The organism is Microbacterium sp. AC035, assembly GCF_979258485.1.
The window spans coordinates 441,447-467,052 of sequence record NZ_OZ409858.1 but is presented as its reverse complement, the minus strand read 5'-3'; the positions used below and the strand labels follow the sequence as shown (position 1 = coordinate 467,052).

Here is a 25,606-nt window from a genome sequence, read left to right as displayed (position 1 = left end):
CGCGCACTTCGTGATCCGCTACGCGCTCGTCCGAGGAGTCCTGCTCATCGCAGGGCTCCTCGTGTCGAGTGCAGTGATCTTCCTGACGCTGCGGGTCTTTCCCGGCGACGTCGCACAGCTGATCGCGGGAACCCAGGCCTCCCCCGCCGAGGTCGGGGCGCTCCGCGAATCGCTGGGCCTCAACCGCCCCCTTCCGGCACAGTACGCCGAGTGGATCGGGGGCATCTTCCGCGGCGATCTCGGCACGTCACTGCTCTCGGGCGCATCAGTCGGCGAGGAGCTGCTCGAGAAGGCGCAGGTGACGGTTCCGCTCGGGATGCTCGCCCTGCTGATCGCCGTTCTCATCGCAGTGCCCTTCGGCATCCTCGCCGCGCTGCGTCGCGGGGGCCACGGCGGCACGGCCCTCAGCGTCGGCGCACAGGCCCTCGCCGCTGTGCCGGTCGTGTGGGCGGGGATGATGCTCATCGTCGTCTTCTCGGTCTGGCTCGGCTGGCTTCCGCCGCAGGGCTTCCCTCGCACGGGCTGGACCACTCCCTGGAAGGCGATCGAGTCGCTCCTGCTGCCCGCACTGACGATCGGCATCGTCGAGGGGGCGATGCTCATGCGTTTCGTCCGCAGCGCAACCCTTCAGGCGGCTGGCCAGGACTTCGTCCGCACGGCGGCGGCCAAGGGACTCACCCGCACCCGCGCCCTCATCTCGCACGGCATCCCCGCTGTGGGCCTCTCGATCATCACCGTGCTGGGTCTCCAGATCGCCGGGATCATCGTCGGGTCGGTCGTCATCGAGCAGCTCTTCACGCTGCCGGGGATCGGACGGATGCTGGTGGCCGACGTCGGCACGCGCGACCTCATCAAGGTGCAGAGCGAACTCCTCGTCCTCACCGGATTCGTGCTCGTGGTCGGATTCGTCGTCGACCTCATCCATCGTGCGATCGATCCGCGGCAGAGGGAGGCGTGATGCCCGGTTGGCTTCCGAGGCTGGCGCGATCCGCCACCGGGCGATTCGGCCTGATCGTCGTCGCCGTCGTCGCGCTCACCGCCCTCGTCTCGCTGTTCTGGACACCGTTCGATCCACAGGAATCCGACCTGCGCGCTCGCTGGTCGGTCCCGAGCTGGCCGCATCTGCTCGGCACCGACGACACAGGGCGCGACATCCTCAGCCTCCTCATGGCGGGCTCTCGCACGACGTTGTTCGTCAGCATCGGCGCCGGCGTCATCGCGACCCTCGTCGGCATCGCCCTCGCCGCACTCGGAGCGCTCACCGCCCGTTGGCTGCGCGAGACGGTGGCCGTGCTCGTCGACATCCTGATCGCCTTCCCTGTGCTGCTGATCGCCATGATGATCTCCTCGGTCTGGGGCGGCTCGCTGTGGGTGGTGATCTGGTCGGTCGGCATCGGCTTCGGCGTCAACATCGCCCGTGTCACGAGACCCGAGCTGCGCCGCGTGCAGCAGAGCGACTTCGTCCTCGCCGCGCGGGCGTCCGGCCTCACGACCGGACAGAGCCTCGCTCGCCATCTTCTTCCGAACGTCGCCCCGGTGTTCATCGTGCAGCTCTCGTGGTCGATGGCGGTCGCGGTGCTCGCCGAGGCCGGACTGTCGTACCTCGGCTTCGGCGCCTCGGTCACCGAGCCGAGTTGGGGGCTGCTCCTCGCCGACCTGCAGCGCTACATCGGGGTGCATCCGCTCTCGGTCATCTGGCCCGGCCTCGCGATCACGATCACCGTGCTGGCGCTCAACCTCCTCGGCGACGGCCTGCGTGAGGCCACCGATCCCACGCTGCGCCACCGCGCTGCGGAGACCCACACACCGGCGGTGATCGCATGAGCCTCGAGGTGACAGACCTCGTCGTCCGCATCGACGGGCGTCCCGTCGTCGACGGAATCTCGTTCGAGGTGCCGGACGGATCCCGCCTCGGACTGATCGGCGAATCCGGCTCCGGCAAATCACTGACCGCTCTCGCGGTGCTCGGCCTGCTCCCCGATGGCGCGGTCGCGAGCGGCAGCATCCGCTGGGACGGCACCGAGCTGATCGGACTGCCCGATCGCGAACTCGCGAGACTGCGCGGCGACGAGATCGGGATCGTGTTCCAGGAGCCCCGCACCGCACTGAACCCGATCCGCACGATCGGCAGACAGATCGCCGAGTCGATCCGCATCCACGAGGGCATCGGTCGGCGGGAAGCCCGCGAGCGGGCGATCGAGGAGGCAGCGCGCGTGCGACTGCCCGACCCCGCAGCGATCGTCGATCGCTATCCGCATCAGCTGTCCGGCGGTCAACGACAGCGAGTGGCGATCGCGATAGCGCTCGCGTGCCGGCCCCGCCTGCTCATCGCCGACGAGCCGACGACCGCTCTCGATGTCACGATCCAGGCGGAGATCCTCTCGCTGCTGTTGAACCTCGTCGAGGAGCAGGGCATGTCGCTCATGTTCATCACGCACGATCTCGCGGTGCTCGCCCAGGTGGCGACCCAGGGCGTCGTCCTCGAACACGGACTCGTGGTCGAGGCCGCCCCCGTGAGCACACTCCTCACCGCTCCGGCATCCCCGATCACGCAGGGGCTTCTCCGCGATGCCACCGCCACCCTCTGGCGACCGGAAGGGGGCACGCGATGAGTCTGATCGAGGCCCGGGCGCTGCGACGCGACTTCGTGGTCCCGAAGCGGTCGACGTTCGAACGCACCCGGCGGCAGACCGCACTGGCACCGACCGATCTCGACATCCTCGAGGGGTCATCCGTGGGCATCATCGGCGAGTCCGGATCGGGCAAGTCCACTCTCGTCCGGCTGCTTCTGGGCCTCGACAGCCCGACATCCGGCACCGTTACGGTCGATGGCAGGACGGTGGACGCCTCAGCCTCCACGCGATCGCTGCACTGGCTGCGCCGTCAGACGGGGCTCGTGTTCCAGGACCCCTACGCATCGTTGGACCCGAGGATGACCGCCGCGCAGATCGTCCGTGAGCCCCTGTGGGCGCTCGGGATCGACGGAGATCATCGCGCCAGGGTGCGTGAGGTCCTCGAGCAGGTCGGGCTGGAGCCCGATATGGGCGACCGGTATCCGCATGAGTTCTCGGGCGGACAGCGGCAGAGGATCGCCCTGGCGAGGGCCATCGTGCACCGTCCGCGCATACTCGTCGGCGATGAGCCCCTGTCAGCACTCGATGTGACCGTTCGCGCTCAGATCCTCGAGCTGCTGATCGAGCTGCGGCGCACCGCCGACCTCACGCTGGTCCTGGTGTCGCACGACATCGGGGTGGTGCAGAACCTCTGCGACGCCGTGGTCGTGATGAAGGACGGCAGCATCGTCGAGCGAGGTGCCACCGCAGACGTGCTGCTGCGTCCGACGCAGGACTATACGAAGACGCTTCTGGCAGCGATCCCGGTGATCCCCGCTCCCCCGGTGTGAGTGCGGCTGTCAGCGCCCGGAGCTCGTGCTGAAGAACTTCCGCCGACGACTCGGGCGCAGGGCTCGTCGCATGTAGACGGTGCCGAGGTCGCGGCCGAACTTGTGTCCGACGCGACCCATGCGCCCTGCTTCGACGAATCCGAGCTTGGCGTGCAGGCGGATCGACGCATCCGCCTTGGTGTCGCTGATCACGGCCACCATCTCGCGGATGCCGAGGTGCTCGCATGCGTCGATGAGCGCCTGCAGCAGGGCGACCCCGAGGCCCTTGCCCCCGGCCCCTGGTCCGAGGTAGATCGAATCCTCGACGGTATACCGATACGCCATCTTCCCGGCCCACGGCTGCGCCAGCGCATACCCGATCACGACTCCGGCCGGCGAGACCGCCACTAGGAAGGGCAGGCCGAGCTTGCTCAGCAGCGCGAACTTCTCCCGCCAGTAGGGGATGCTGCTGCGCCGCTCATCGAGGGTCACGACCGAGTTGCTGACGAAATGGTTGTAGATCTCGCGCACGTACGGCAGATCGCCCGACCGCGCAGGACGGATCGAATAGGAGAACACCTCGGGTTCGGGCTGCGGGCGCAGATGGCGCGGCAGCACACGTCGGCGATCACCGGGCTCGAACTGCATGCGATCAGCTTAGAGGGGGCTCGCCGCCGATGCGCCAGTCGATCGGGCTCGCGCCGAGTCCTTCGAGCATCGTGTTCGCCCGCGAGAACGGTCGGGAGCCGAAGAATCCCCGACTGGCGGAGAGCGGCGACGGATGCGCCGACACGATCACCGGGGTCTCGCCGAGGAGCGGCTGCAGGTTCGCGGCGTCTTTTCCCCAGAGGATCGCGACGAGCGGTCGGTCGCGATCGACGAGGGCGCGGATCGCGAGCTCGGTCACCTGCTCCCACCCCCATCGGCGATGGGAGCCGGCCTCCCCCGGGCGCACGGTCAGCACCCTGTTCAGCAGCAGCACGCCCTGGTCGCTCCACGCGGTCAGATCTCCATGGGGCGCCGGCGCGATGCCGAGGTCGCTCTCGAGCTCCTTGTAGATGTTCCCGAGGCTGCGCGGCAGCGGACGCACGTGGCTGTCGACCGCGAACGACAGACCGATCGGATGCCCGGGAGTCGGATAGGGGTCCTGACCGGTGATGAGCACCTTGACGTCGGACATCGGGCGCTCGAACGCCCGGAGCACATGATCGCCCGCGGGGAGGTAGCCCCGCCCTGCGGCCTGCTCGTCGCGCAGTCGCTCGCCGAGGGCGGTGATCGTCTGCTGAGCCGGGGCGAGCGCGTCAGCCCACTCGGGATCGATGAGGCCGTCGTCGGCGAGCTGGGCCAGAGTTCGCGCAGCCATCGTTCAGTCGATGGGTCGCACGCGCAGCGGGCCGCGAGCGAGCAGATGGTTCGCCGACTGCGCGACGGGTCGCATCGTGATGAGGTCGAGGTTCACATGGCCGGGGGCATCCAGCGCGTAGGCGATCACGTCGGCGACGTCCTCGGCCTGCAGCGGCGCCTCGACCCCCGAGTACACGGCCTCTGCAGCGACCGAGTCGCCGCCCAGCCGGTTGAGGGTGAACTCCTCGGTGTGCACCATGCCCGGAGCGATCTCGGCGACGCGGATCGGCTCACCGTTCAGCTCGAGGCGGAGAGCGTGCACCAGCATCGCCTGCGCGGCCTTGGCTGCGTTGTAGCCACCTCCGCCGGGGTATGCCACCTGCGCGGCCGTCGACGTCACGAACACCGTGTCGGCGTGCCCGTCTGCCGCCGCGGCCCGCCGCAGCAGGGGCAGGAGACCTGCGACCAGACGCTGGCTCGAGAGCACATTCGCGTCGTACATCCACTGCCAGTCGTCGATCGATGCGTTCTCGACCCGGTCCGTCCCTCGCGCGCCGCCGGCGACCTGGACGAGAGCATGCACGGGCCCAGAGGCCTCGAGCTCGGTGACCAGTGCTGCCACGGCATCCGGATCCGTCAGATCGCACGCGATCGTCGAGGCACCCGTCTCCGCTGAGAGCGCCGCCAACCGGGACGCACGTCGTGCGACTCCGACGACTCCCCAGCCTCGCGCGCGCAACGCTCGTACCGTGGCCTCTCCGATACCCGAACTCGCACCCGTCACGACCGCACGCCTGTTCACCATTCCTCCACCGTACGATGTTCCGGCGACTATCTCGCCTCGTGCACGGCCACGTCGCGCTTTCGGGTCGACGATGCGTTCATCTCCCGCGACCTCGCCTCGCTGGTGAGCACCACCGCGACACCGATTCCGCACAGTGCGAACCCTGTCACGGTGATGACGGTCATCGGCTCTCCCAGCAGGATGCTGCCGGCGAGCGACGTCGCGGGCGCGATCAGGAAGAGCAGAGCCTGCAACGCGGTGATGCCCACCCGTTGCAGCAGCCACCAGTACAGACCGTAGGCGGCGAGTGTCGGGAACACCGCGGTGAGCACGACCGCGAGCCAGAAGGAGGCCGACGCCGGCGGGATCAGGGTTCCGGTCACCACCGCGATGAGGAGGAGCAGCACCGCGGTGACCGTCACGTGGACGGTCAGGGTGAGGAGCACGCCGCTCTTCACCGCCGACCTCCGCTGCAGCAGGGTGCCGATGATGAGACACACCATCGCGACGGCCGGGAGCAGATACGCCAGTGGAGGCGCCTCGGAGGAACCGAACTGCGAACGCACCACGAGCAGCACGCCGATCGCTCCGATGACCAGCCCCACCCATTGCGCACCTCGCACCCGCAGACCGAGCACCGGGCCGACGAGCACGGCCACGACGAGCGGCTGCACCGCGTCGATGAGGGCGACGGTCCCGGTCGCTATGCCCACCGCGACGGCGCCATAGACCGCGAGACAGTATCCGAACTGCGCGAAGAGTCCGATCGTGGCCTGGGTGCGCAGATCGCGGGCACTCAGCCCCTTCGCTCCACCGGAGATGAGGAGGACGGCGAGGAGGAGGACTGCCAGTGGCACGAAACGCCATACGAGGAGCGTCAACGGCGACACATCCACCGTGGCGTAGGCGGGAATGATGAATCCCGCGCTCCAGGTCACGATGAAGGCGACGGCCGCGGCGACAGTCACCAGAGCGTGAAGTAGACCGATCTGTTTACTCATGCGTTTGACTATACAGACTGGTATAGTCAAACGCATGACGACGCCCGTTCCCGAGCTCGCCCCGCTCACCCCCGGAGGTCAGCGTGTTCTCGACGCCGCGTCCCGGCTCTTCTACGAACGCGGCATCCATGCCGTCGGAGTAGACACGATCGCCGAAGCGGCCGGCGTCACGAAGAAGACGCTCTACGACCGCTTCGGATCGAAGGAGGCGCTCGTCGTCTCCTACCTCCAGCACCGCGACGCCCGGTGGAGGGAGCATGTGGCCACGCATCTCGCCCGTGTGCCCCTGCCCGGCCCTGAGCGCGTGCTCGCGATCTTCGACGCCGCCATCGCCTGGTCTGACGAGAACAGCCCGAAGGGATGCAGCGCCATCAACGCCCGCGCCGAGATCGGCGACGGAAACGACGACCACCCGGTGTTCCCCGAGGTGTCGCGCCAGAAGATCTGGCTGCTCGATGTGTTCGAGGAGCTCTGTGCCGAGGCGCTGATCCCCGATCCCCGTGCGATGGCACAGGCGATGATGCTGCTGTACGAGGGGGCGATCGTGACAGTCGGGATGACGACGTTCGCCGAGCCGTTCATGATCGCTCGCACGTGGGCTGCGAGACTGCTGGGTCAGGCCTGAGCCACCGGCCCGTCAGCCCGCGGATTCGGCCCGAGTTCATTACGTCACATTTCCCACCCGCTGTTGACAGCCGACGATATTCCGTACTGTCGCATCATCGACATCAGTCGAACCGACCTTCCAACAGTTCCAGGGGGAACACATGTCCGCACCCGAGACCTGGCGTTTCGAGACGAAGCAGATCCACTCCGGAGCTGCTCCCGACCCGGTGACCAAGGCCCGCGCCACGCCGATCTACCAGACCACGTCGTACGTGTTCGACAGTGCCGACCACGCGGCGAACCTCTTCGCCCTGGCCGAGTTCGGCAACATCTACACCCGCATCCAGAACCCGACCCAGGACGTCCTGGAGCAGCGTCTCGCGGCGCTCGAGGGGGGCACCGGCGCCCTCGTCCTCGCCAGCGGCCAGGCTGCATCGACGTTCGCGGTGCTCAACATCGCGGAGGCGGGCGACCACATCGTGTCGTCGAGCTCGATCTACGGCGGCACCTACAACCTGTTCAAGTACACGCTCGCGAAGCTCGGCATCGAGGTCACGTTCGTCGAGAATCAGGACGACCCCGAAGAGTGGCGACGCGCCCTGCGCCCGAACACCAAGCTGTTCTTCGCGGAGACCATCGGAAACCCGCAGATCAACATCCTCGACATCCGCACCGTCGCCGACGTGGCGCACGAGGGCGGCGTGCCGCTGATCGTGGACAACACGATCGCCACCCCGTATCTGATCCGCCCGTTCGAGCACGGCGCCGACATCGTCGTGCACTCCGTCACCAAGTTCCTCGGCGGGCACGGCACCACCATCGGCGGCGCGATCATCGACGGCGGCACCTTCGAGTGGTCGAAGAACGTCGAGAAGTTCCCCGGGCTCACCGAGCCCGACCCCTCGTACCACGGTGCCAGCTACACCGCTGCCGTCGGCGACCCGCTCGCCTACATCATCAAGGCGCGCGTGCAGCTGCTGCGCGACCTCGGCTCGGCCATCGCACCGCAGAGCGCCTGGAACCTCATCCAGGGCATCGAGACACTCTCACTGCGCATCGAGCGCCATGTGCAGAACGCCCAGGAGATCGCCGAGTGGCTCGACGGCCGCGACGACGTCGCGTCGGTCAACTACTCGGGCCTGCCCTCCTCCCCCTGGTATGCCAAGGCGAACCAGTACGCCCCCAAGGGCGTGGGCGCGGTGCTGTCGTTCGAGCTCAAGGGCGGCGTCGAGGCCGGTCGCGAGTTCGTGAACAGCCTGTCGCTGTTCAGCCACCTCGCCAACATCGGCGACGTGCGCTCGCTCGTGATCCACCCCGCGTCGACCACGCACGCGCAGCTCACGCCCGAGCAGCAGCTCACAGCCGGCGTCACCCCCGGTCTCGTGCGCCTGTCGGTCGGCATCGAGAACATCGACGACCTCAAGGCCGACCTCGACGAGGCGCTCGGCGCGGCTCGCCGCGTGTCGGAGGCCGCACGCGCCTGACCCTCTGTCGGACACAGCAGGTGCCCCGGGCTTCGGCTCGGGGCACCTGCTGTGTTCCGGGGCGCGTACGGCCGGTGCACAGACAGCTCGGCCGACAATGAGAGGCCTGCCAGAGGAGCTCACGATCACCGCCACGCCGAATTCGCCGACACGCCGACGCTCGAGTGCGCGCGCGGGGCGCATCATCGCGGTCGCAGGGCTCGTGGTGCTGGCCATGGTCGTGGCCGTCTGGATCCCCGGCGTCGTAGGCACGGCCGCCGCCGCGCTCCTCCCCTGGTGCGGCCTCGCACTCGGAGTCCTGTCGGCGATCGCGCTCGTCCGGGCACGCCGCGTCGTCCTGGTGTTGCTCGTGCCCATCCTCGTCTGGGTGCTGGCGATCGCGCCCTCAGCCCCCGGATTCGCATCGGGTGCAGCCGACAAGACGTCCACGGTCGAGATCGTCAGCCAGAACGTGCGCGCGCACTCCGGCGGCGCAGCGGAATCCGCGGCCGACCTCGCCGCCTCCGGCGCCGACATCATCGCGCTGACGGAGCTCGACGCCGACAGCCTCGCCGCCGCCCGAGACACGCTCGCCGCCGACTACCCGCACTCCTATGCGATCGGCACAGTCGCCGTCTGGAGCCGCCTTCCGATCGCCGATGCGCAGGCGCTGTCGCTCGGCCTCGACTGGAAGCGAGCATTGCGGGTGGTGGTGAACGCGCCGGATGCCGACGTCGCCGTCTACGTCATGCACGCCGCCTCCGTGCGGCCGGGAGTGCAGGACGGCCGAGACGCGATGCTGTCCGGTATCGCCGACGCGGTCGCCGCCGACACCGCCGAATCCGTCGTCGTCGTCGGCGACTTCAATGCCGCCTCCGCCGACCCGGCGCTGGGGGCCGTCCGGTCGCAGCTCGACTGGGTTCGACCGACCGACGGCACCCTCGGGTTCACCTGGCCTGCATCTCTGCCGCTCGCCAGAATCGACCACGTCTTCGTGCGAGGGGCGACCGTGCTCGAATCGACCACGGTACGAGCCGGCAGCAGCGACCACCTGGCAACCCTGACGACTCTCGATTTCTGAGACCACGCGTCGGCACATCAGACGGCGGCACACCCCGGTACGTAACGTGCGGCCGACGGGTCGCGTGCCAGGCGAGAATGGGAGCATGGACTGGCAGACGACCTCTGAAGACACGGTGCCGTCGGCGCCCGTGACGGAGGCCGACGTGCGTCTGCTTCGCGCACGACCACCCGCGACCGGCGCCTGGCGAGATGGCGACCCGGCGGGCGGACGCAGTTTCGCCTCGTTCGGGCCCTTCCCGACCGAGAGCGGCGCCGAGCTCCCCGGCATCCGTCTCGCATTCGAGACGTGGGGCGAGTTGAACGAGGCCCGCGACAACGCGATCCTGGTGCTGCACGCGCTCACCGGAGACAGTCATGTCCGCGGCGGCGCCGGGGCGGGACACCCGACCGCGGGCTGGTGGGAGGATGTCACGGGGCCTGGAGCACCGCTCGACACCGACCGCTGGTTCGTCATCGCGCCGAACATGCTCGGCGGGTGCCAGGGCTCAACCGGTCCTGCCAGCATCGCGCCCTCCGGATACGAGTGGGCATCCCGCTTCCCATACCTGACCATCCGCGACCAGGTCGCGGCGCAGGTCCGCCTGGCCGATTCCCTCGGGATCGACACCTGGGCCGCCGTGATCGGCGGGTCCATGGGCGGAATGCATGCCCTCGAATGGGCCGTCTCGCACCCTGACCGCGTCGCCCGCCTCGCCGTGCTCTCGTCGCCGCCCGTCACGACCGCCGATCAGATCGCCCTGAACACGGTGCAGCTCGAGACGATCCGCATGGACCCGCGGTTCCAGGGTGGCGAGTATTACGACCTGGCAGACGGCGAAGGCCCGCATCGCGGCCTGGCCCTGGCCCGGCGCATGGCTCTGCTGAACTACCGCAGCCCGATCGAGCTCAACCAGCGTTTCCAGCGTTCCTGGCAGTCCGGGGTCTCGCCTCTCGGTCACGGTGGTCGCTTCGCCGTCGAGTCGTACCTCGACTTCCACGGCAACAAGTTCACCCGCCGTTTCGACGCGAACAGCTACATCACCCTCGTCGAGGCCATGAACTCGCACGACGTCGGTCGTGACCGCGGTGGCGTCGAAGAGGCGCTGCGCGCCGTGACCGCCACGACACTCGTGCTGGGGATCGACAGCGACCGCCTCTTCCCCGTCGACGGCCAGCACCGCATCGCCCGGAGCATCCCGAACACCCTCGACGGCACAGAGGCGGTGGTGCTGACCAGCGATTTCGGGCACGACGGCTTCCTCATCGAGACCCAGGCAGTCGGCAGCAATCTGCGCCGGCTGCTCGCGAGCTAGCTCTCGTCGATCACCCAGGGCAGGGAGCCGGTCCGCAGTCGCAGTCCGTCCCACTCGAAGTGGGTGCCGTGCGTCGATTCGACCACGCGGGTCGAGAAGTGTCGGGCCACCCCTGCCGAGGCGAGGGCGGCATCGGCCGATGCGAAACGGCTGAGCTGGTGCAGCGTGACCCATGTCGGTGGGAACAGCGTCAGTTCCCCTGTCGCGTGCCTCGACAGAGCCTCCGCGGGGCTCAGCCACACCACATCGACGACCTCGTCGACCGAGACTCGCGGTTCGTCGTCCGGAGCAGAGGCGAGGAAGAACCAGGTCCGGATGCGGGTGGGCGCCTCGACCGGCGGCTGCCAGCGCGACAGCAGCACCGGATCGCTGATGACCAGGCCGACCTCCTCGGCCGTCTCGCGAACCGCCGCCCGGCGCGCATCGTCGCTCTCGTCCGCCCCCTCTCGACGGTCGGACGGCTCCACCTTCCCGCCAGGGAACACCCAGGCCCCGGGGAACGAGCCACGATCAGGCCGACGCATCAACAGCACGGCGAAGCCTTCGGGCGTCGGGCGCAGCAGAACCGCCGTCCCGGCCGCGGGCAGATCGTCGAGGTCGGTCACAGGGCTCACTCTACGAGCCGTGCCGCCTCTCACGCCGCAGCGAGCACCGGTCTCCGTGCCTCGGAGCGATAGGACAGCAGGGCGATAACGAGGCCCGCGACCGCGAGCGCAGCCCCGGTCCACGACGGCGCGACGAAGCCCCATCCTGCGGCGATCACCATGCCACCGAGGAACGCCCCGAGGCTGTTGCCGATGTTGAGCGCAGAGTGGTTCATCGCTGCGGCGATCGACTGGTTGTCGCCGGCGACATCCATCAGCCTGGTCTGGATCGTCGGGCTGAGCACCGAAGACACGAAGCCGACCACGAACACGAGCAGAGCGAGTGTGACGATCCAGAATGCGAGCGTGGCGAGAAGGGCGAACACCACGGCCATCGCCGCGAGTCCGAAGAGCAGCGTGCGTCGCAGGTCGATGTCTGCGAGATGACCGCCGACGAGGTTGCCCGCTGTCATCCCGAGCCCCATCAGCACCAGCACGATCGGCACTGCCCACTCGGGAGAGCCCGCCACCTCGGTCACGAGGGGTGCGATGTAGCTGTACACGGCGAAGAACCCGCCGAAGCCGATGGCACCGACGCCGAGCGTGAACCAGACCTGAGGAATGCGGAAGACGCCGAGCTCTTCGCGCATCGTCCGCCCTGGAGATCCGGGGTGCTTCGGAACGAAGAAGGCGATGCACACGGTCGCGAGGGCGAAGACGAGAGTGACGACCGCGAACGCCACCCGCCATCCCCAGAGCTGGCCGAGGAAGGTGCCCAGGGGCACTCCCACGACGTTCGCCACGGTCAACCCGGTGAGGATGAAGGCAACGCCCTTGGCTCGGTTGCCCGGCCCCATGACGTCCGCCGCGACCAGAGCACCGATGCCGAAGTAGGCGCCGTGCGGCAGACCGGCGAGGAACCGCGAGGCGCCCACCAGCTCGAAGGTCGGCAGGAACACCGTCAGCATATTGAACACGGTCAGCGCCAGCGCCAGGCCGATCATCACGCGGTGCCGAGGGTAGCGGGCGACGAAGCCGGCGATCGTCGGGGCGCCGACGACCACGCCGAGCGCATAGAGCGAGATCAGCCACCCTGCCTGACTCAGCGCATCCTCAGGGCTGCTCGCCCACAGAGCGGGCAGCAGTTCGTCGGCGATGTTGGGCAGCAGGCCCATCACGACGAACTCGGTCATGCCGATGCCGAAACTGCCGATGGCGAGGGAGAGGAGCGCCCACTTCGCCGCACCCCTCGATTCAGTCGAGGGATTCACTCGTCGATTCTACGGGGTCTCCGCGTCTTCGATCGCCGCCTCGAGCCGTTCGACCTTCGCGTCGAGCTCACCCGTGTATCCCGGTCGGATGTCGGCCTTGAGCACGAGAGAGACCCGCGAGCCGAAGGGCATCACGGCTTCTGTGGCGCGCTTGACGACATCCATCACCGAGTCCCAGTCCGGACCCTCGATCTCGGTGAACATGCTGGTCGTGCGGTGCGGCAGACCCGACTCCCGCACGACGCGGACTGCGGCGGCGACCGCATCATGGACCGACGCGTCGGAGCGCTCGGTTCCGTCGGAGGGGACGCCGCTCGGCGCGACGGAGAAGGCGATCAGCATGGTTTCACTCCCGGGTGGTGGACGGACGGTGGGCGGGCACGCGGACGAGGGCACGGATGCCGACGGCGAGGAGCACGAGGAGAACGACGTTCCGCAGAGTCAGGACGGCGACAGGCAGCACCTCGACACGCAGCAGCGCGTCGTAGCTGAGCGGATAGACCAGGCACGTCAGGGCGCACAGCGCGAGCACGAGCAGCGCGGGGCCCGCGGCTCGCGTGCGGTCGAAGACGATCCAGAGGATGACCGGAGCGAGCAGCCACGTCTGGAACTGGGGCGAGCCCACTTTGTTCACGACGATCAGGGTCGTGACGAGACTCAGCGCGAGCGGAGGGAACAGCCGGGCGAACGACGCACCGCGTGACGCTTTGAACCCGCCGATCACGGTGATCACGACGACGACGACCGCCATCAGCGGAGTGAGCACCGCGCTGACGGCGTCCGCCCCCTGCGCGCTGATCTGGAACGTCAGGATGTCGAAGCTGTACTCGATGCGGGCGGCCCCGGCGATCGCGAGCCACAGGAACGGGGTCGCAGCCACGGCCTCGATCTGCAGTCCGCGCCCGGTCTGTTCCGTCAGGAATCCGAACATCTCGGTATCGGCCCCGAAGACGAGCAGTACGACGAGGACGCCTGCCGACACGGCTGCGGCGGTGAGCAGCATACGCATCCGACTCTTGGCCGCCACCACGGCTGCGAGCAGCAGCGCTCCCGGCCAGATCTTGATCCAGGCGCCGATCGTGAGCAGCACGGCGGCGGCGGCCGGACGGCGAACCGACCAGAGTGCGCCGATCACCGCGAGCGGCACCGTGATCGCGTCGATCCGGTACATCCCGATAGGTCCCAGCAGGAGTAGGGCGACCACCCAGAACCATGCGGCGATCCGCCGTGGCTGCGACGGCGATCGTCCGACGAGCACCGCGAAGGCGATCGCATCGAGCACCGCGACGAGCACGGCCCACGCGATCAGGTATGCCGCTGAGGCGCCCAGCGCGGCGATGAGCGGTGTCGACAGGATCTTGGCGACCAGCATGGGGACGAGCGCGAGCTGCGGGTAGACCCAGGTCTCGGTGATGCCGACGATCTCCCCTCCCGACAGCGCAGCAGACGACCAGGGCTCGTAGACCAGCACGACGTCACCCATCGGCTGACTGGGGAAAAGCCAGCCGGCGGCCGCCGTGACGAGATGCACGACGGCGAAGGCGCTCCAGAGCACGACGAGACGGATCGTCGAGGTGCGGCTCACGCGCTGATGTCCGCGATCGCGCGAGGCAGAGCCTCTGCGACGTCGAGGGCGACGATCGGATGACCCTGCGCACCGCCCGCCGTGCCGATGCCGGCGGCGATGCGGCCGGCATGGCCGTGCAACCAGGCTGCGGCCGCCGCGACCTCGGCCGTCGCTGCCTCGGCATTTCCGGCGAGCAGTGCTCCGAGCACACCGCCGAGGACGTCGCCGGTGCCCGCCGTCGCGAGCCACCCGGTTCCCGCCTCCACTCGGATCACGCCCCCGTCTGCATCGGCGATCAGCGTCTGAGCGCCCTTCAGCAGGACTGTCGCACCGAGGTCGGCCGCGACCCGGGCGACAGCGCTGACACGGTCGTCCGCGGCAGCGGATCCCAGCTGATCCTGCAGGCGCTCGAACTCCCGTCGATGCGGCGTCAGCACGAGAGGCGCTTGACTTCCCGGCGCCAGATCCAGCGCGCCCGCGTCGACGACCACCGGCACGGATCCGGCGAGCAGGTCGCGCAGTTCCCTCTCCGCCGCGCGGCTGCGGCTCGCGGCATCCGTCCCGGAGCCGATCACCCACGCCCCGACGCGTGCGCCGGCGGCGTGCGGGCTGACCACCGTCTCAGGGCGCCGAGCGATCACCGCATCCGCTGCCGGACCGTCTCCGACATATCGGACGAATCCCGCTCCCGCACGCCACGCCGCTTCCACGCTGAGAACGGCGGCACCGGGGTAGGCGGACGAGCCGGTGCGCAGGCCGACGACCCCACGGGAGTACTTGTCATCATCCACTCCGGGCACGCGCAGGAAGCGTGCGGTGTCCTCGCGGGACCAGTCGCGTGCGTCGGGCATGACTCCACGTTAGTGCGGCGGCCCGCATGGCCCCACCCGACGAGTAGCGTCGAGGAGTGAGCATTCTCTTCTCTCCACTGAGCATCCGTTCCGTCACCTTCCGCAATCGGCTCTGGGTCTCCCCCATGTGCATGTACAGCGCGGTCGACGGCGTCGTCCAGGAATGGCACCACACCCACCTCGCCCAGTTCGCGTCCGGCGGCGCCGGTCTGATCGTGGCCGAGGCGACGGCCGTCGTGCCCGAAGGACGCATCTCGCCGCGGGACGCGGGCCTGTGGAACGACGAGCAGCGCGACGCGTGGGTGCCGGTCGTCGAGGCGATCCATGCGCGCGGCGCCGCAGCCGGCATCCAGCTCGCGCATGCCGGTCGCAAGGCGTCGACCTGGTGGCCCTGGGCGGACGAGCGCGGGTCGGTCCCGGATGCGGAGGGCGGATGGACGACCTCCGCACCCTCTGATGTGCCGTTCGAGGGCTTCGCGGAGCCTGCAGCGCTCGATCACGACGGCATCGACGCCGTCGTCGAGGGGTTCGCGACGGCGACCCGCCGTGCCCTCGACGCGGGCTTCGACGTGCTCGAGGTCCACGGTGCGCACGGATACCTGCTGCACCAGTTCCTGTCCCCGCTCTCGAATCTGCGAGACGACGAGTACGGCGGGTCGCTCGAGAACCGCGCTCGGCTGCTCCTCCGAGTGGTGGACGCGATCCGTGAGGTCGCCGGAGACGGAGTACCCGTGTTCGTGCGCATCTCGGCCACCGATCACGCCGAAGGCGGTTTCACGCCCGACGAGGCGGCGACGGTGAGCGCCTGGGCGACCGAGCACGGCGCCGACCTCATCGACGTCTCCAGCGGCGGACTCGTCGCACACCAGCAGATCAGCGTGTTCCCCGGATACCAGGTGCCGCTCGCCGAGACCGTGCGCCAGGGCGGACGCATCCCCGTGACCGCGGTAGGACTGATCACCGCCGCCGAACAGGCCGAGCAGGTACTCGCCGAGGGCGCGGCGGATGCGATCTTCGCCGGCCGCGAGTGGTTGCGCGACCCGCACTTCGCCCTCCGCGCGGCTCATGAGCTCGGTGCCGACATCGCCTGGCCGCCGCAGTACGAGCGGGCGCGCTGGCGCTGATCACCGCCCGATGGAATGGAGAAGCCCCCGGTCCGCAGGGACCGGGGGCTTCTCGATGAGTCCGGCTCAGTGGCCGCGGATGCGACGGGTCGCGTCTTGCACCTCGCCGACGAGCTCCTCGAGGATGTCCTCCAGGAAGAGCACGGCGGTCGTGCGGCCCTGGGAGTCTCGGACCTTCGCCAGGTGACGCCCTGCTCGTCGCATCACGGCGAGAGCGTCCTCCAGATCGGTGTCCTCCTGCACCGGAACCATATGGTTGATGCGCTTCGAGGGCAGCGGTTCGACCAGCTTCTCTGCAGCGCCCGGTCCGTCCGATGCCCGCAGGATGTCCTTGAGGTGGACGTATCCGACCGGCACTCCCTCATCGTCGACGATCACATAACGCGAGAAGCCGTAGCGGGCGACGGCCTTCTCGACATCATCGGGGGTCGTCGACTGCGGAAGCGTGACGAGATCGCTGAGCGGCACGGCGACGTCGCGAGCCTTCTTGTCGGTGAATTCCACCGCGGCCGCCACGGTGCCCGCCGTGTCGGTCAGTACGCCCTCTCGACGCGACTGATCGACGATCGTCGCGACCTCGTCGAGCGTGAACGTCGACGCCGCCTCGTTCTTCGGCTCGACCCGGAACAGCCGCAGCACGCCGTTGGCGGCCGCGTTCAGCAGCCAGATCACCGGCATGAAGATCTTCGACACCAGTACCAGGGGCGGCGCGAGAATGAGCACCGCACGCTCCGGCACCGAGAACGCGAGGTTCTTCGGAACCATCTCGCCGAAGACCACATGCAGGAACGACACGATCAGCAGAGCGATCGCGAACGACACGGCATCGACGACTCCGTCCGACCAGCCGAACGCGTGCAGCGGCACCGCGAGCAGATGATGGATCGCGGGTTCGGAGACGTTCAGGATCAGCAGTGAGCAGATGGTGATGCCCAGCTGCGAGGTCGCCAGCATGAGCGTCGCGTGCTCCATCGCGAAGAGCGCGGTCTTGGCGGCGCGCGATCCGCGGTCCGCCTTCGGCTCGATCTGCGACCGGCGCGCGGAGATCACTGCGAACTCGGCGCCCACGAAGAAGGCGTTCGCCACGAGCAGCACGACCAGCCAGGCAAGTCCTCCCCAGTCGTTCATCGTCCGACCACCTCTCCCGGCATCTCCGGACTCGGCACATATCGGATGCGGTCGACGCGGCGACCATCCATGCGCACGACCTGGAGCTTGCCGGTGTCGAGGTCGACCTCGTCGCCGACGGACGGCACGCGTTCGAGGATGCTCATGACGTAACCGGCCACGGTGTCGTACACATCGCCCTCCGGAACCTCCACGCCTGCTCTGCGTCGGAGCTCATCCGGCCGCAGCTCTCCGGGGAAGGTGATGCCGTCTCTGCCGCGGACGACTCCGGCACGCGTGCGGTCGTGCTCGTCGGAGACCTCGCCCACGAGCTCCTCCACGAGGTCCTCGAGGGTGACGAGCCCGGCCGTTCCTCCGTATTCGTCGACCACGACAGCCAGCTGGTAGCCGCGGGCTCTGAGCTCGGAGATGAGCGCGTCGACGTGCACGGTCTCCGGGACGCGGAGCGGATCGGTCGAGAGCGCGCCCACCGGCACTTCGCCTCGTCGATCACGCGGGACGGAGATCGCGGCTTTCAGGTGCACGACACCCGTGATGTCGTCGAGATCGTCGTCGTAGACGGGGAAGCGGCTGTGTCCGGTGCGGCGAGCGAGCTGGATGACGTCGTCGGCCGAGTCGCCGACAGCGAGGGCGTGCATGCTCGGACGAGCCGTCATCACGTCGGCGGCCGTCAATCGGGAGAACGTCAGCGTGCGGTCGAGCAGACTCGCGGTATCGGCTTCGAGCAGCCCGGCACTCGCCGAGCGACGCACGAGGGAGGAGAGCTCCTCGGCGCTGCGCGCCCCCGAGAGCTCTTCCTTCGGCTCGATCCCCATGCTCCGCAGCACGCCGTTCGCGCTGCCGTTCAGCACCACGACGGCCGGCTTGAAGACGGTCGTGAAGGCGACCTGGAACGGCATGACGAGCTTGGCGGTCGCGAGCGGCAGAGCCAGCGCGAAGTTCTTGGGAACCAGCTCGCCGAGGATCATCGACAGCACGGTGGCGACCAGCATCGCGACGATCGTCGCGATCGGACCGACGGCGGCGTCAGGGATGCTCCATGCCACCAGAGTCGGACCCAGGAGGTTCGAGAGCGCCGGCTCCATCGTGTAGCCGGTCAGCAGCGTCGTCAGCGTGATGCCCAGCTGTGCGGAGGACAGATGGGTCGACGTGTGCTTGAGTGCGCTGATGGTCAGCGACAGGCGGGATTCGCCGCGGGCCTGACGGGCCTCGAGATCGGCGCGGTCGAGGTTGACCAGGGCGAACTCGCTCGCGACGAACAGCCCGGTGCCCACAGTGAGCAGAAGCCCCACGCCCAAGAGGATGTAGTCCATCAGTCGTTCCTCCCGAGACGGGGAGGCAGGCAATGGGGCGATGTACTACAACTGGGAGGGTCGTCCATGGTGTCCACGATTCTACGGGATCGCGGCGGTTCGGAGCGCTGACGGCTACCAGCTGACCGGGAGCGCCTTTCCCTCTTCGTATCCGGCGGCGGACTGCAGCCCGACGAGCGCCCGTTCATGGAACTCCGGCACCGAGGATGCGCCGGCATAGGTGAATGACGAGCGCACACCCGACGTGATCATGTCGAGCAGGTCCTCCAGTCCCGGGCGCAACGGGTCGAGGTAGATCTTCGACGACGAGATCCCCTCGGCGAACAGTTCCTTGCGGGCACGCTCGTAAGCATCGAGACGGCCGAACCGGGCCTGCACGGCCTTCGTGGAGGCCATGCCCCAGGATTCCTTGTAGATGCGACCCTCGGCATCGCTCTGCAGCTCGCCCGGGGCCTCGATCGTCCCCGCGAACCAGGAGCCGACCATCACGGACGCGGCACCGGCGGCGAGCGCGAGCGCCACATCGCGCGGGTACCGCACTCCCCCGTCCGCCCAGACATGCGCGCCGAGCTCCTGGGCGGCCTGAGCCGTCTCGAGCACAGCGGAGAACTGCGGGCGGCCGACGGCGGTCATCATGCGCGTCGTGCACATGGCGCCCGGCCCCACGCCGACCTTGAGGATGGAGGCGCCGGCCTCGACGAGGTCCTTGACGCCGTCTGCGGTGACGATGTTGCCCGCCACGATCGGGATGCCGAGGTCCAGAGCGGCGACGGCGCTCAGCGCGCGCAGCATCCCCTCCTGGTGTCCGTGCGCCGTGTCGACCACGAGCACATCGACGCCGGCACCGGCGAGCGCCTTCGCCTTGGCTGCGACGTCTCCGTTGATGCCCACCGCAGCAGCGACGGCGAGGCGGCCGTCGCCGTCCAGTGCCGGCCGGTACAGCGTCGACCGCAGGGCGCTGCGCGCGCTGAGAGTCCCGACGAGGTGCCCGTGGTGCGTGATCGTCACCATGTCGACGCCCGCATCGGTGATCACGTCGAACGCATGACGCTCTGATCCGATGTCATCCGCATCGAGGGACGGCGTGCCGGCGTGCACGAGGTCGCCCAGCTGCGCATCGGTCAGCGCAGTGGCGAGGCGAGTCGCGGGCAGGATGCCGAGAATGCGTTCCGCATCGTACGGACCTCCCCCTGTCGCCACGACGATGCCGTGCCCTGCGGTCGCCGGCATCAGCCGGAGAGCATCGGACACCGATGCCTCGGGCGGCAGCACGATCGGCGTGTCCCACAGCACGGGCTGCGCCTTGACGTCGCGGATCGCGGCATCGAGACCCTGCAGCGGCATGTCCTGAGGGAGCACTCCGAGTCCGCCACGCCGCGCGAGGACCGCCGCGAGCCGGGGGCCGGTGACGGAGTTCATGTTCGAGGCCACGATCGGGAGCGTGGCCGGGGTGCCGTCCTGCGGAGCCAGATCGACCTGCAGACGGCTGGTGACGGCGGATCGTCGGGGCACGAGGAAGACGTCGGAATAGGTCAGATCGACTGTGGGTGACTCACCGGAGAACTCCATACCCCCACGGTACTCAGATAGCGGCGACGAGGGCGCATGCCTTCGACGAATGCACGAGGAAACACGTTAGGCTTAGAAGTCGAGAGTGTGCGGGCCCGGACGCATCACGCGTCCTGCTGTGCATACGTGGACTTCAGCGATGAAAGAGGGCGATCGAGCGTGTCGAACCAGGTGACCGGCGTCGGGGGCGACGGGGGGTTCGGAGCCAATTCCTGGCTCGTGGAAGAGCTCTACGAGCAGTACAAGGTGAACCGCGACTCCGTCGACAAGGAGTGGTGGCCCATCCTCGAGAAGTACCAGTCGGATGCCGCCACCGGCGCCGCGACTCCCGCGCCTGCTGCCGAGCAGCCCGCGCATCCGGTGACCGCCCCCATCCCCGTCATCGGCGCACAGCCCGTGGCGCGGACCACGACCAAGCCTGCCGCCGCGGCGCCGATTCCGGCGCAGGCCCCGAAGCCCGCGGCGAAGGCCGAGGCACCGGAGTCGGCGGAGCCCGTCGAAGAGGACAAGGTCACTCCGCTCCGCGGTCTGCCCAAGACCCTCGCCGCGAACATGGACGAGTCCCTGACCGTCCCCACCGCGACCAGCGTCCGCACGGTGCCCGCGAAGCTGATGATCGACAACCGCATCGTCATCAACAACCACATGGCCCGCACCCGCGGCGGCAAGATCAGCTTCACCCACCTCATCGGCTGGGCGCTCATCCGCACGCTCGACGAGTTCCGCAGTCAGAACGTGTTCTATGCCGAGATCGACGGCAAGCCCTCGGTCGTGGCACCTGCGCACGTGAACCTCGGCATCGCCATCGACCTGCCGAAGCCCGACGGCACGCGCGCACTGATGGTCCCCAGCATCAAGCGTGCCGACACACTGTCGTTCAGCGAGTACCTCGTCGCCTACGAGGACCTCGTCACGCGGGCCCGCAACAACAAGCTCACGGCCGCCGACTTCCAGGGCACCACCGTGTCGCTGACCAACCCGGGAGGCATCGGCACAGTGCATTCCGTGCCCCGCCTCATGAAGGGGCAGGGCTGCATCATCGGCGCCGGTGCGCTCGAGTACCCGGCGGAGTTCCAGGGCGCGAGCGAGAAGACGCTCAACGAGCTCGCGATCGGCAAGACGATCACCCTGACGAGCACGTACGACCACCGTGTCATCCAGGGTGCCGGTTCCGGAGAGTTCCTCAAGAAGGTGCACGAGCTGCTGATCGGGCAGCGCGGCTTCTACGACGACATCTTCGCCGCTCTGCGCATCCCCTACTCGCCGATCCGCTGGAACCCCGACATCGCGGTGGACCTCGCCGAGCGCGTCGACAAGCAGTCCCGCGTGCAGGAGCTCATCAACTCGTTCCGCGTGCGCGGACACCTGATGGCCGACATCGACCCGCTCGAGTACGTCCAGCGCTCGCACCCCGACCTCGAGATCGAGAGCCACGGACTCACCTTCTGGGACCTCGACCGCGAGTTCGTCACGGGCGGGTTCGGCGGCCGTCGGGTCGCGAAGCTCCGCGACATCCTCGGTGTACTGCGCGACTCCTACTGCCGCACGCTCGGCATCGAGTACATGCATATCCAGGACCCGGAGCAGCGTCGCTGGTTCCAGGAGAAGGTCGAGGTCAAGTACCAGAAGCCCGGCCACGACGAGCAGCTGCGCGTCCTCCGCAAGCTCAACGAGGCCGAGGCGTTCGAGACCTTCCTGCAGACCAAGTTCGTCGGCCAGAAGCGATTCTCACTCGAGGGCGGCGAGTCTCTCGTCCCGCTGCTCGACGAGATCCTCCAGGGTGCGGCCACCGCCGGCCTCGAGGGTGCAGCGATCGGCATGGCGCACCGCGGTCGCCTGAACGTCCTGACGAACATCGCCGGCAAGACCTACGGCCACGTGTTCCAGGAGTTCGAGGGCACGCAGACCCCGGGCAACCAGCGCGGCTCCGGCGACGTGAAGTACCACCTCGGCACCGAGGGCACCTTCGTCGCCGACGACGGCTCCGAGCTCCCGGTCTACCTCGCCGCCAACCCGTCTCACCTCGAGACGGTCGACGGCGTCCTCGAGGGCATCGTCCGCGCCAAGCAGGACCGCAAGCCGATCGGCACGTTCGCCTGGCTGCCGATCCTGGTGCACGGTGACGCGGCGTTCGCCGGTCAGGGCGTGGTCGTCGAGACGCTGCAGATGTCTCAGCTGCGCGGATACCGCACCGGCGGCACGATCCACGTCGTCGTCAACAACCAGGTCGGCTTCACGACCCTCCCCAACGACTCGCGCAGCTCGGTGTACGCGACCGATGTCGCGAAGACGATCCAGGCGCCGGTTTTCCATGTGAACGGCGACGACCCCGAGGCCGTCATCCATGTCGCGCAGCTCGCTTTCGAATACCGCGAGCGGTTCCACCGCGACGTCGTCATCGATCTCGTCTGCTACCGCCGCCGCGGGCACAACGAGGGCGACGATCCCTCGATGACCCAGCCGCTGATGACCGACCTGATCCAGGCGAAGCGATCGGTGCGCAAGCTCTACACCGAGTCGCTCGTCGGTCGTGGTGACATCACCGAAGAGGAGTACGACGAGGCCAAGGCCGACTTCCAGAACCGTCTGGAGATCGCCTTCGCCGAGACCCACGCCGCCGAGACCGGCGCCAATCAGGTCGCTCCGGACCTCCCGCCCGCGGACGAGCAGGTCGGCGCCCCTGAGATCACGGGAGTCTCGAACGAGGTCATCCAGCTCATCGGCGACGCGTTCGTGAACAAGCCCGAGGGCTTCACCGTTCACCCCAAGCTGCAGCAGCAGCTCGAGAAGCGTCTCGACATGAGCCGCAACGGCAACATCGACTGGGGCTTCGGCGAGCTGCTCGCCTTCGGTTCGCTCCTCGTCGAGGGCACGCCGGTGCGTCTCGCGGGGCAGGACTCGCGACGCGGCACGTTCGTGCAGCGTCACGCGACTCTGCACGATCGCGCGAATGGCCAGGAGTGGCTGCCGCTGTCGAACCTCTCCGAGTCCCAGGGTCGTTTCTTCGTCTACGACTCGCTCCTGAGCGAGTACGCGGCCCTCGGCTTCGAGTACGGCTACTCGGTCGAGGCGCCTGAGGCTCTCGTGCTGTGGGAAGCCCAGTTCGGCGACTTCGTCAACGGCGCCCAGACGGTCATCGACGAGTACATCTCCGCGGCCGAGCAGAAGTGGGGACAGCAGTCCAGCGTCACGCTGCTGCTCCCCCACGGCTACGAAGGACAGGGACCGGACCACTCGTCCTCCCGCATCGAGCGCTTCCTCCAGATGTGCGCGCAGGAGAACATGATCGTCGCGCGCCCCTCGTCGCCCGCGTCGTACTTCCACCTGCTGCGCCGTCAGGCGTACGCCCGTCCCCGCAAGCCACTCATCGTCTTCACGCCGAAGGCCATGCTGCGTCTGCGCGGAGCGACGAGCCCGGTCGAGGCCTTCACGCAGGGCCGTTTCGAGCCCGTTCTCGACGACAGCCGCGATCTCGACCGCACTGCGGTGAAGAGGGTGCTCGTGCACTCGGGCAAGGTCCACTGGGATCTCAAGGCCGAGCTCGAGAAGAACCCGAACCCGGAGGTGGCGCTCGTGCGCCTCGAGCAGCTGTACCCGACACCGATCGACGGACTGAAGGCCATCACCGACTCGTACCCGAACGCCGAGCTGGTGTGGGTGCAGGAAGAGCCGGAGAACCAGGGAGCGTGGCCGTTCCTGGCGCTCGCGTTCGCCGATGTCCCCGGTGACCGCAGCTTCCGTCCGGTGTCGCGTCCCGCGTCGGCATCGCCTGCGACGGGCTCGTCCAAGGTGCACGCGGCCGAACAGGCGAAGCTCCTGCGCGACGCGCTGACGATCGGCTGATCCGAGCTGAAGCGAAAGGGGCGCCTCGACATCGGTCGAGGCGCCCCTTTCTGCGCTGCGTGTTCAGTACCAGATGTCGAGGGCCGGCGCGGGGAACGAGACGAACGCGCGATCCAGGGCGTCGACGACGGTCGAGTCCGCGTCGATCCGGCCCGCCGCGCGCAGCGTGGACGCCCGCACTCCCCCGGCGAACAGGATCGAGAGCGCTGAGACGTCGAGCTCGGCGTCCACGGCCACGTCCTCGACGGAGTCGACAGATGCCTTCCCTGCCTGATCGACACGCAGACGCCAGTCTCCGGACGCGAATCCGAGCGGATCGCGAACGCGGAGCACTGCATCGATCTGCGCGGAGTAGGTTCTGGCCGTCAGAGCCGTGGGCAGATCGAGAAGTCGCAGCCAGCCGTGGTCGTGCACGGTCTGAGTGACACCGCGGGGGTCTCTTACAAGCCACGGAAGCGCATCGTCGAGCGGGCGCAGGTCGGCCGTGACCTCGTCGACGAGATCGTGCTGCAACGCGAACCCCCACAGAGCCGCGGTCGCCTCGGGAGTCTCGGCGACGAGCAGGCGCACGTTCAGTGCGAATCGGAAGGATCCGCTCCGCTCGCTGAGCGTGAAGGCCATCGCCCCGCGCACCTCGCCGTCGGCATCTCTGAAGCGGATGCCGCGCACCTGATCGCGGTCGGTGTCGCTCGGGGACAATCCCGCGATGCCGGTCCATCGCGAGGACCATCCAGGGATCTGTCCGCCGCGATGACCTCGGACACGATCATGCACCGACCCCAGTTCGGCGGCGAGCATGTCGCGGTCGACGTACTCGACGCGACCTCCCGATGCGGGTCCGGCCCAACCTGCCCGACGGGTGTCGACCGTGAAGCGCGACATGTGCAATGCCGAGCCGAATCCGTACCGGCCGTAGATCGTCGCTTCCGAGACGGTCAACCCCACGATCGGCACTCCTGCCGCTGCCGCTGCGCGCAGTTCTCCTTCGAGGAGCGCCCTCGCTATGCCGCGGCGACGATGCGTCGCCGACACCGTGACTCCGCTGATCGCCCACATCGGCAGCTCGCCGCCGCCGGGCAGCGCCATCGGGGTGACCCATGAGTCGATCGTGGCGACGGGCGGAGCATCCGTCGCTGCAGCGTCGTAGACGCCGATGTTGCGTCGGGATTCGAACGCCGACCGGCCGGAGGCGAGCACCTCAGGTGTCGGTTCTGCGCCCAGGAATCCTCGGGTCATCGCCCGCTGGAAGCTCTCCGACTGAGCACCGTCCGCGGTATCGACCACGCGGTAGACCAGCGCTTCTGCGGCCAGGTGCTCGGCGGAGGTCGGGTCGGCAGGGATGTCGCGTGAATCGATGACCGTCATGCTTCCACCCTACGGGCGAACGACGACAGCACGATC

At 68.5% G+C, this 25,606-nt stretch carries 23 protein-coding genes; 10 read left to right on the top strand and 13 right to left on the bottom strand.

All coding sequences use genetic code 11. From position 1 onward, the window contains the following. The first annotated feature begins 10 nt into the window (after nt 1–10). Genes ACZ0AA_RS02140 through ACZ0AA_RS02125 form a run of 4 tightly spaced genes read left to right on the top strand, consistent with a single transcriptional unit; the run spans nt 11 to nt 3,403 of the window. A complete protein-coding gene (locus ACZ0AA_RS02140) occupies nt 11–958 on the top strand; it encodes an ABC transporter permease (RefSeq protein WP_463512025.1) in 948 nt (315 codons plus the stop codon). Next, nucleotides 958–1,824 carry an ABC transporter permease gene (locus tag ACZ0AA_RS02135; RefSeq protein ID WP_400861027.1) on the top strand — a complete coding sequence of 289 codons (867 nt, stop codon included), beginning with the start codon at nt 958–960 and terminating at the stop codon, nt 1,822–1,824. The genes ACZ0AA_RS02140 and ACZ0AA_RS02135 overlap by 1 nt, the downstream gene beginning before the upstream one ends. Then, the gene (locus ACZ0AA_RS02130; protein WP_463512024.1) at nt 1,821–2,612 is read left to right on the top strand and encodes an ABC transporter ATP-binding protein; all 792 of its coding nucleotides are present in this window, start codon (nt 1,821–1,823) and stop codon (nt 2,610–2,612) included. Before ACZ0AA_RS02135 ends, ACZ0AA_RS02130 begins: the two co-directional genes overlap by 4 nt. Further along, nucleotides 2,609–3,403 (top strand): ABC transporter ATP-binding protein, encoded by a 795-nt coding sequence (locus tag ACZ0AA_RS02125; RefSeq protein ID WP_463512023.1) that lies wholly within the window; start codon nt 2,609–2,611, stop codon nt 3,401–3,403. Before ACZ0AA_RS02130 ends, ACZ0AA_RS02125 begins: the two co-directional genes overlap by 4 nt. A 9-nt stretch (nt 3,404–3,412) precedes the next feature. Here ACZ0AA_RS02125 and ACZ0AA_RS02120 read toward each other — a convergent pair whose 3' ends face one another. Genes ACZ0AA_RS02120 through ACZ0AA_RS02105 form a run of 4 tightly spaced genes read right to left on the bottom strand, consistent with a single transcriptional unit; the run spans nt 3,413 to nt 6,511 of the window. After that, nucleotides 3,413–4,030, bottom strand: a complete 618-nt coding sequence (locus tag ACZ0AA_RS02120; protein ID WP_463512022.1) for a GNAT family N-acetyltransferase — start codon at nt 4,028–4,030, stop codon at nt 3,413–3,415. A gap of 4 nt (nt 4,031–4,034) precedes the next feature. Then, nucleotides 4,035–4,745, bottom strand: coding sequence for a uracil-DNA glycosylase (locus ACZ0AA_RS02115; protein ID WP_463512021.1), 711 nt, complete (start codon nt 4,743–4,745; stop codon nt 4,035–4,037). A 3-nt stretch (nt 4,746–4,748) separates the two neighbouring features. Then, on the bottom strand, nt 4,749–5,531 hold the full coding sequence (locus ACZ0AA_RS02110; RefSeq protein WP_400861037.1) for an SDR family oxidoreductase: 783 nt from the start codon (nt 5,529–5,531) through the stop codon (nt 4,749–4,751). 26 nt (nt 5,532–5,557) lie between these two features. Next, complete coding sequence (locus ACZ0AA_RS02105; RefSeq protein ID WP_463512020.1) at nt 5,558–6,511, bottom strand: DMT family transporter; 954 nt, start codon at nt 6,509–6,511, stop codon at nt 5,558–5,560. Nucleotides 6,512–6,545: 34 nt separating this feature from the next. Here ACZ0AA_RS02105 and ACZ0AA_RS02100 point away from each other — a divergent pair, with 34 nt between their 5' ends. The 4 genes from ACZ0AA_RS02100 (at nt 6,546) to metX (ending at nt 10,955) form a co-directional block, all read left to right on the top strand. Next, entirely contained in the window at nt 6,546–7,136 is a 591-nt protein-coding gene (locus ACZ0AA_RS02100) for a TetR/AcrR family transcriptional regulator (RefSeq protein WP_463512019.1), read from the top strand. Nucleotides 7,137–7,278: 142 nt separating this feature from the next. Then, nucleotides 7,279–8,601, top strand: a complete 1,323-nt coding sequence (locus ACZ0AA_RS02095; protein ID WP_400861044.1) for a bifunctional o-acetylhomoserine/o-acetylserine sulfhydrylase — start codon at nt 7,279–7,281, stop codon at nt 8,599–8,601. A gap of 97 nt (nt 8,602–8,698) precedes the next feature. Then, nucleotides 8,699–9,661 (top strand): endonuclease/exonuclease/phosphatase family protein, encoded by a 963-nt coding sequence (locus ACZ0AA_RS02090; RefSeq protein WP_463512018.1) that lies wholly within the window; start codon nt 8,699–8,701, stop codon nt 9,659–9,661. 85 nt (nt 9,662–9,746) lie between these two features. Further along, entirely contained in the window at nt 9,747–10,955 is a 1,209-nt protein-coding gene (gene metX, locus ACZ0AA_RS02085) for a homoserine O-acetyltransferase MetX (RefSeq protein WP_400861048.1), read from the top strand. On the opposite strand, the gene ACZ0AA_RS02080 is transcribed toward metX, so the two are convergent. From ACZ0AA_RS02080 to ACZ0AA_RS02060, 5 genes are read right to left on the bottom strand one after another with little or no spacing between them, the layout of a single operon-like run. Beyond that, complete coding sequence (locus tag ACZ0AA_RS02080) at nt 10,952–11,560, bottom strand: NUDIX hydrolase (RefSeq protein WP_463512017.1); 609 nt, start codon at nt 11,558–11,560, stop codon at nt 10,952–10,954. The genes metX and ACZ0AA_RS02080 overlap by 4 nt on opposite strands. Nucleotides 11,561–11,589: 29 nt before the next feature. Then, nucleotides 11,590–12,810: an MFS transporter gene (locus ACZ0AA_RS02075; RefSeq protein ID WP_463512016.1), complete on the bottom strand. Its 1,221-nt coding sequence runs from the start codon at nt 12,808–12,810 to the stop codon at nt 11,590–11,592. A 9-nt stretch (nt 12,811–12,819) separates the two neighbouring features. Continuing rightward, on the bottom strand, nt 12,820–13,152 hold the full coding sequence (locus tag ACZ0AA_RS02070; protein ID WP_463512015.1) for a thiamine-binding protein: 333 nt from the start codon (nt 13,150–13,152) through the stop codon (nt 12,820–12,822). A 4-nt stretch (nt 13,153–13,156) separates the two neighbouring features. Beyond that, the gene (locus ACZ0AA_RS02065) at nt 13,157–14,395 is read right to left on the bottom strand and encodes a hypothetical protein (protein WP_463512014.1); all 1,239 of its coding nucleotides are present in this window, start codon (nt 14,393–14,395) and stop codon (nt 13,157–13,159) included. Beyond that, complete coding sequence (locus tag ACZ0AA_RS02060) at nt 14,392–15,228, bottom strand: NAD(P)H-hydrate dehydratase (RefSeq protein WP_463512013.1); 837 nt, start codon at nt 15,226–15,228, stop codon at nt 14,392–14,394. The genes ACZ0AA_RS02065 and ACZ0AA_RS02060 overlap by 4 nt, the downstream gene beginning before the upstream one ends. A gap of 56 nt (nt 15,229–15,284) precedes the next feature. Here ACZ0AA_RS02060 and ACZ0AA_RS02055 point away from each other — a divergent pair, with 56 nt between their 5' ends. Then, nucleotides 15,285–16,352, top strand: a complete 1,068-nt coding sequence (locus tag ACZ0AA_RS02055) for an NADH:flavin oxidoreductase/NADH oxidase (protein ID WP_463512012.1) — start codon at nt 15,285–15,287, stop codon at nt 16,350–16,352. Between the two features lie 66 nt (nt 16,353–16,418). On the opposite strand, the gene ACZ0AA_RS02050 is transcribed toward ACZ0AA_RS02055, so the two are convergent. The 3 genes from ACZ0AA_RS02050 to guaB1 all read right to left on the bottom strand — a co-directional run bounded on the left by ACZ0AA_RS02050 (nt 16,419) and on the right by guaB1 (nt 20,362). Next, on the bottom strand, nt 16,419–17,480 hold the full coding sequence (locus ACZ0AA_RS02050; protein ID WP_400861061.1) for a hemolysin family protein: 1,062 nt from the start codon (nt 17,478–17,480) through the stop codon (nt 16,419–16,421). Continuing rightward, the gene (locus ACZ0AA_RS02045) at nt 17,477–18,793 is read right to left on the bottom strand and encodes a hemolysin family protein (protein ID WP_463512011.1); all 1,317 of its coding nucleotides are present in this window, start codon (nt 18,791–18,793) and stop codon (nt 17,477–17,479) included. Before ACZ0AA_RS02045 ends, ACZ0AA_RS02050 begins: the two co-directional genes overlap by 4 nt. A 114-nt stretch (nt 18,794–18,907) precedes the next feature. Beyond that, a complete protein-coding gene (guaB1, locus tag ACZ0AA_RS02040) occupies nt 18,908–20,362 on the bottom strand; it encodes a GMP reductase (RefSeq protein ID WP_463512010.1) in 1,455 nt (484 codons plus the stop codon). A 159-nt stretch (nt 20,363–20,521) separates the two neighbouring features. Here guaB1 and ACZ0AA_RS02035 point away from each other — a divergent pair, with 159 nt between their 5' ends. Continuing rightward, complete coding sequence (locus tag ACZ0AA_RS02035; RefSeq protein ID WP_400861066.1) at nt 20,522–24,205, top strand: multifunctional oxoglutarate decarboxylase/oxoglutarate dehydrogenase thiamine pyrophosphate-binding subunit/dihydrolipoyllysine-residue succinyltransferase subunit; 3,684 nt, start codon at nt 20,522–20,524, stop codon at nt 24,203–24,205. 63 nt (nt 24,206–24,268) lie between these two features. Here ACZ0AA_RS02035 and ACZ0AA_RS02030 read toward each other — a convergent pair whose 3' ends face one another. After that, entirely contained in the window at nt 24,269–25,570 is a 1,302-nt protein-coding gene (locus ACZ0AA_RS02030) for a GNAT family N-acetyltransferase (RefSeq protein ID WP_463512009.1), read from the bottom strand. Nucleotides 25,571–25,606: the final 36 nt, after the last annotated feature.

Excerpts from the sequence above, each read along its gene's own strand:
- ACZ0AA_RS02135 (WP_400861027.1), top strand. The coding sequence starts at position 958 with ATGCCCGGTTGGCTTCCGAGGCTGGCGCGATCCGCCACCGGGCGATTC.
- ACZ0AA_RS02130 (WP_463512024.1), top strand. The coding sequence starts at position 1,821 with ATGAGCCTCGAGGTGACAGACCTCGTCGTCCGCATCGACGGGCGTCCC.
- ACZ0AA_RS02125 (WP_463512023.1), top strand. The coding sequence starts at position 2,609 with ATGAGTCTGATCGAGGCCCGGGCGCTGCGACGCGACTTCGTGGTCCCG.
- ACZ0AA_RS02120 (WP_463512022.1), bottom strand. The coding sequence starts at position 4,030 with ATGCAGTTCGAGCCCGGTGATCGCCGACGTGTGCTGCCGCGCCATCTG.
- ACZ0AA_RS02115 (WP_463512021.1), bottom strand. The coding sequence starts at position 4,745 with ATGGCTGCGCGAACTCTGGCCCAGCTCGCCGACGACGGCCTCATCGAT.
- ACZ0AA_RS02110 (WP_400861037.1), bottom strand. The coding sequence starts at position 5,531 with ATGGTGAACAGGCGTGCGGTCGTGACGGGTGCGAGTTCGGGTATCGGA.
- ACZ0AA_RS02105 (WP_463512020.1), bottom strand. The coding sequence starts at position 6,511 with ATGAGTAAACAGATCGGTCTACTTCACGCTCTGGTGACTGTCGCCGCG.
- ACZ0AA_RS02100 (WP_463512019.1), top strand. The coding sequence starts at position 6,546 with ATGACGACGCCCGTTCCCGAGCTCGCCCCGCTCACCCCCGGAGGTCAG.
- ACZ0AA_RS02095 (WP_400861044.1), top strand. The coding sequence starts at position 7,279 with ATGTCCGCACCCGAGACCTGGCGTTTCGAGACGAAGCAGATCCACTCC.
- ACZ0AA_RS02090 (WP_463512018.1), top strand. The coding sequence starts at position 8,699 with ATGAGAGGCCTGCCAGAGGAGCTCACGATCACCGCCACGCCGAATTCG.
- metX (WP_400861048.1), top strand. The coding sequence starts at position 9,747 with ATGGACTGGCAGACGACCTCTGAAGACACGGTGCCGTCGGCGCCCGTG.
- ACZ0AA_RS02070 (WP_463512015.1), bottom strand. The coding sequence starts at position 13,152 with ATGCTGATCGCCTTCTCCGTCGCGCCGAGCGGCGTCCCCTCCGACGGA.
- ACZ0AA_RS02060 (WP_463512013.1), bottom strand. The coding sequence starts at position 15,228 with ATGCCCGACGCACGCGACTGGTCCCGCGAGGACACCGCACGCTTCCTG.
- ACZ0AA_RS02050 (WP_400861061.1), bottom strand. The coding sequence starts at position 17,480 with ATGAACGACTGGGGAGGACTTGCCTGGCTGGTCGTGCTGCTCGTGGCG.
- ACZ0AA_RS02045 (WP_463512011.1), bottom strand. The coding sequence starts at position 18,793 with ATGGACTACATCCTCTTGGGCGTGGGGCTTCTGCTCACTGTGGGCACC.
- guaB1 (WP_463512010.1), bottom strand. The coding sequence starts at position 20,362 with ATGGAGTTCTCCGGTGAGTCACCCACAGTCGATCTGACCTATTCCGAC.
- ACZ0AA_RS02030 (WP_463512009.1), bottom strand. The coding sequence starts at position 25,570 with ATGACGGTCATCGATTCACGCGACATCCCTGCCGACCCGACCTCCGCC.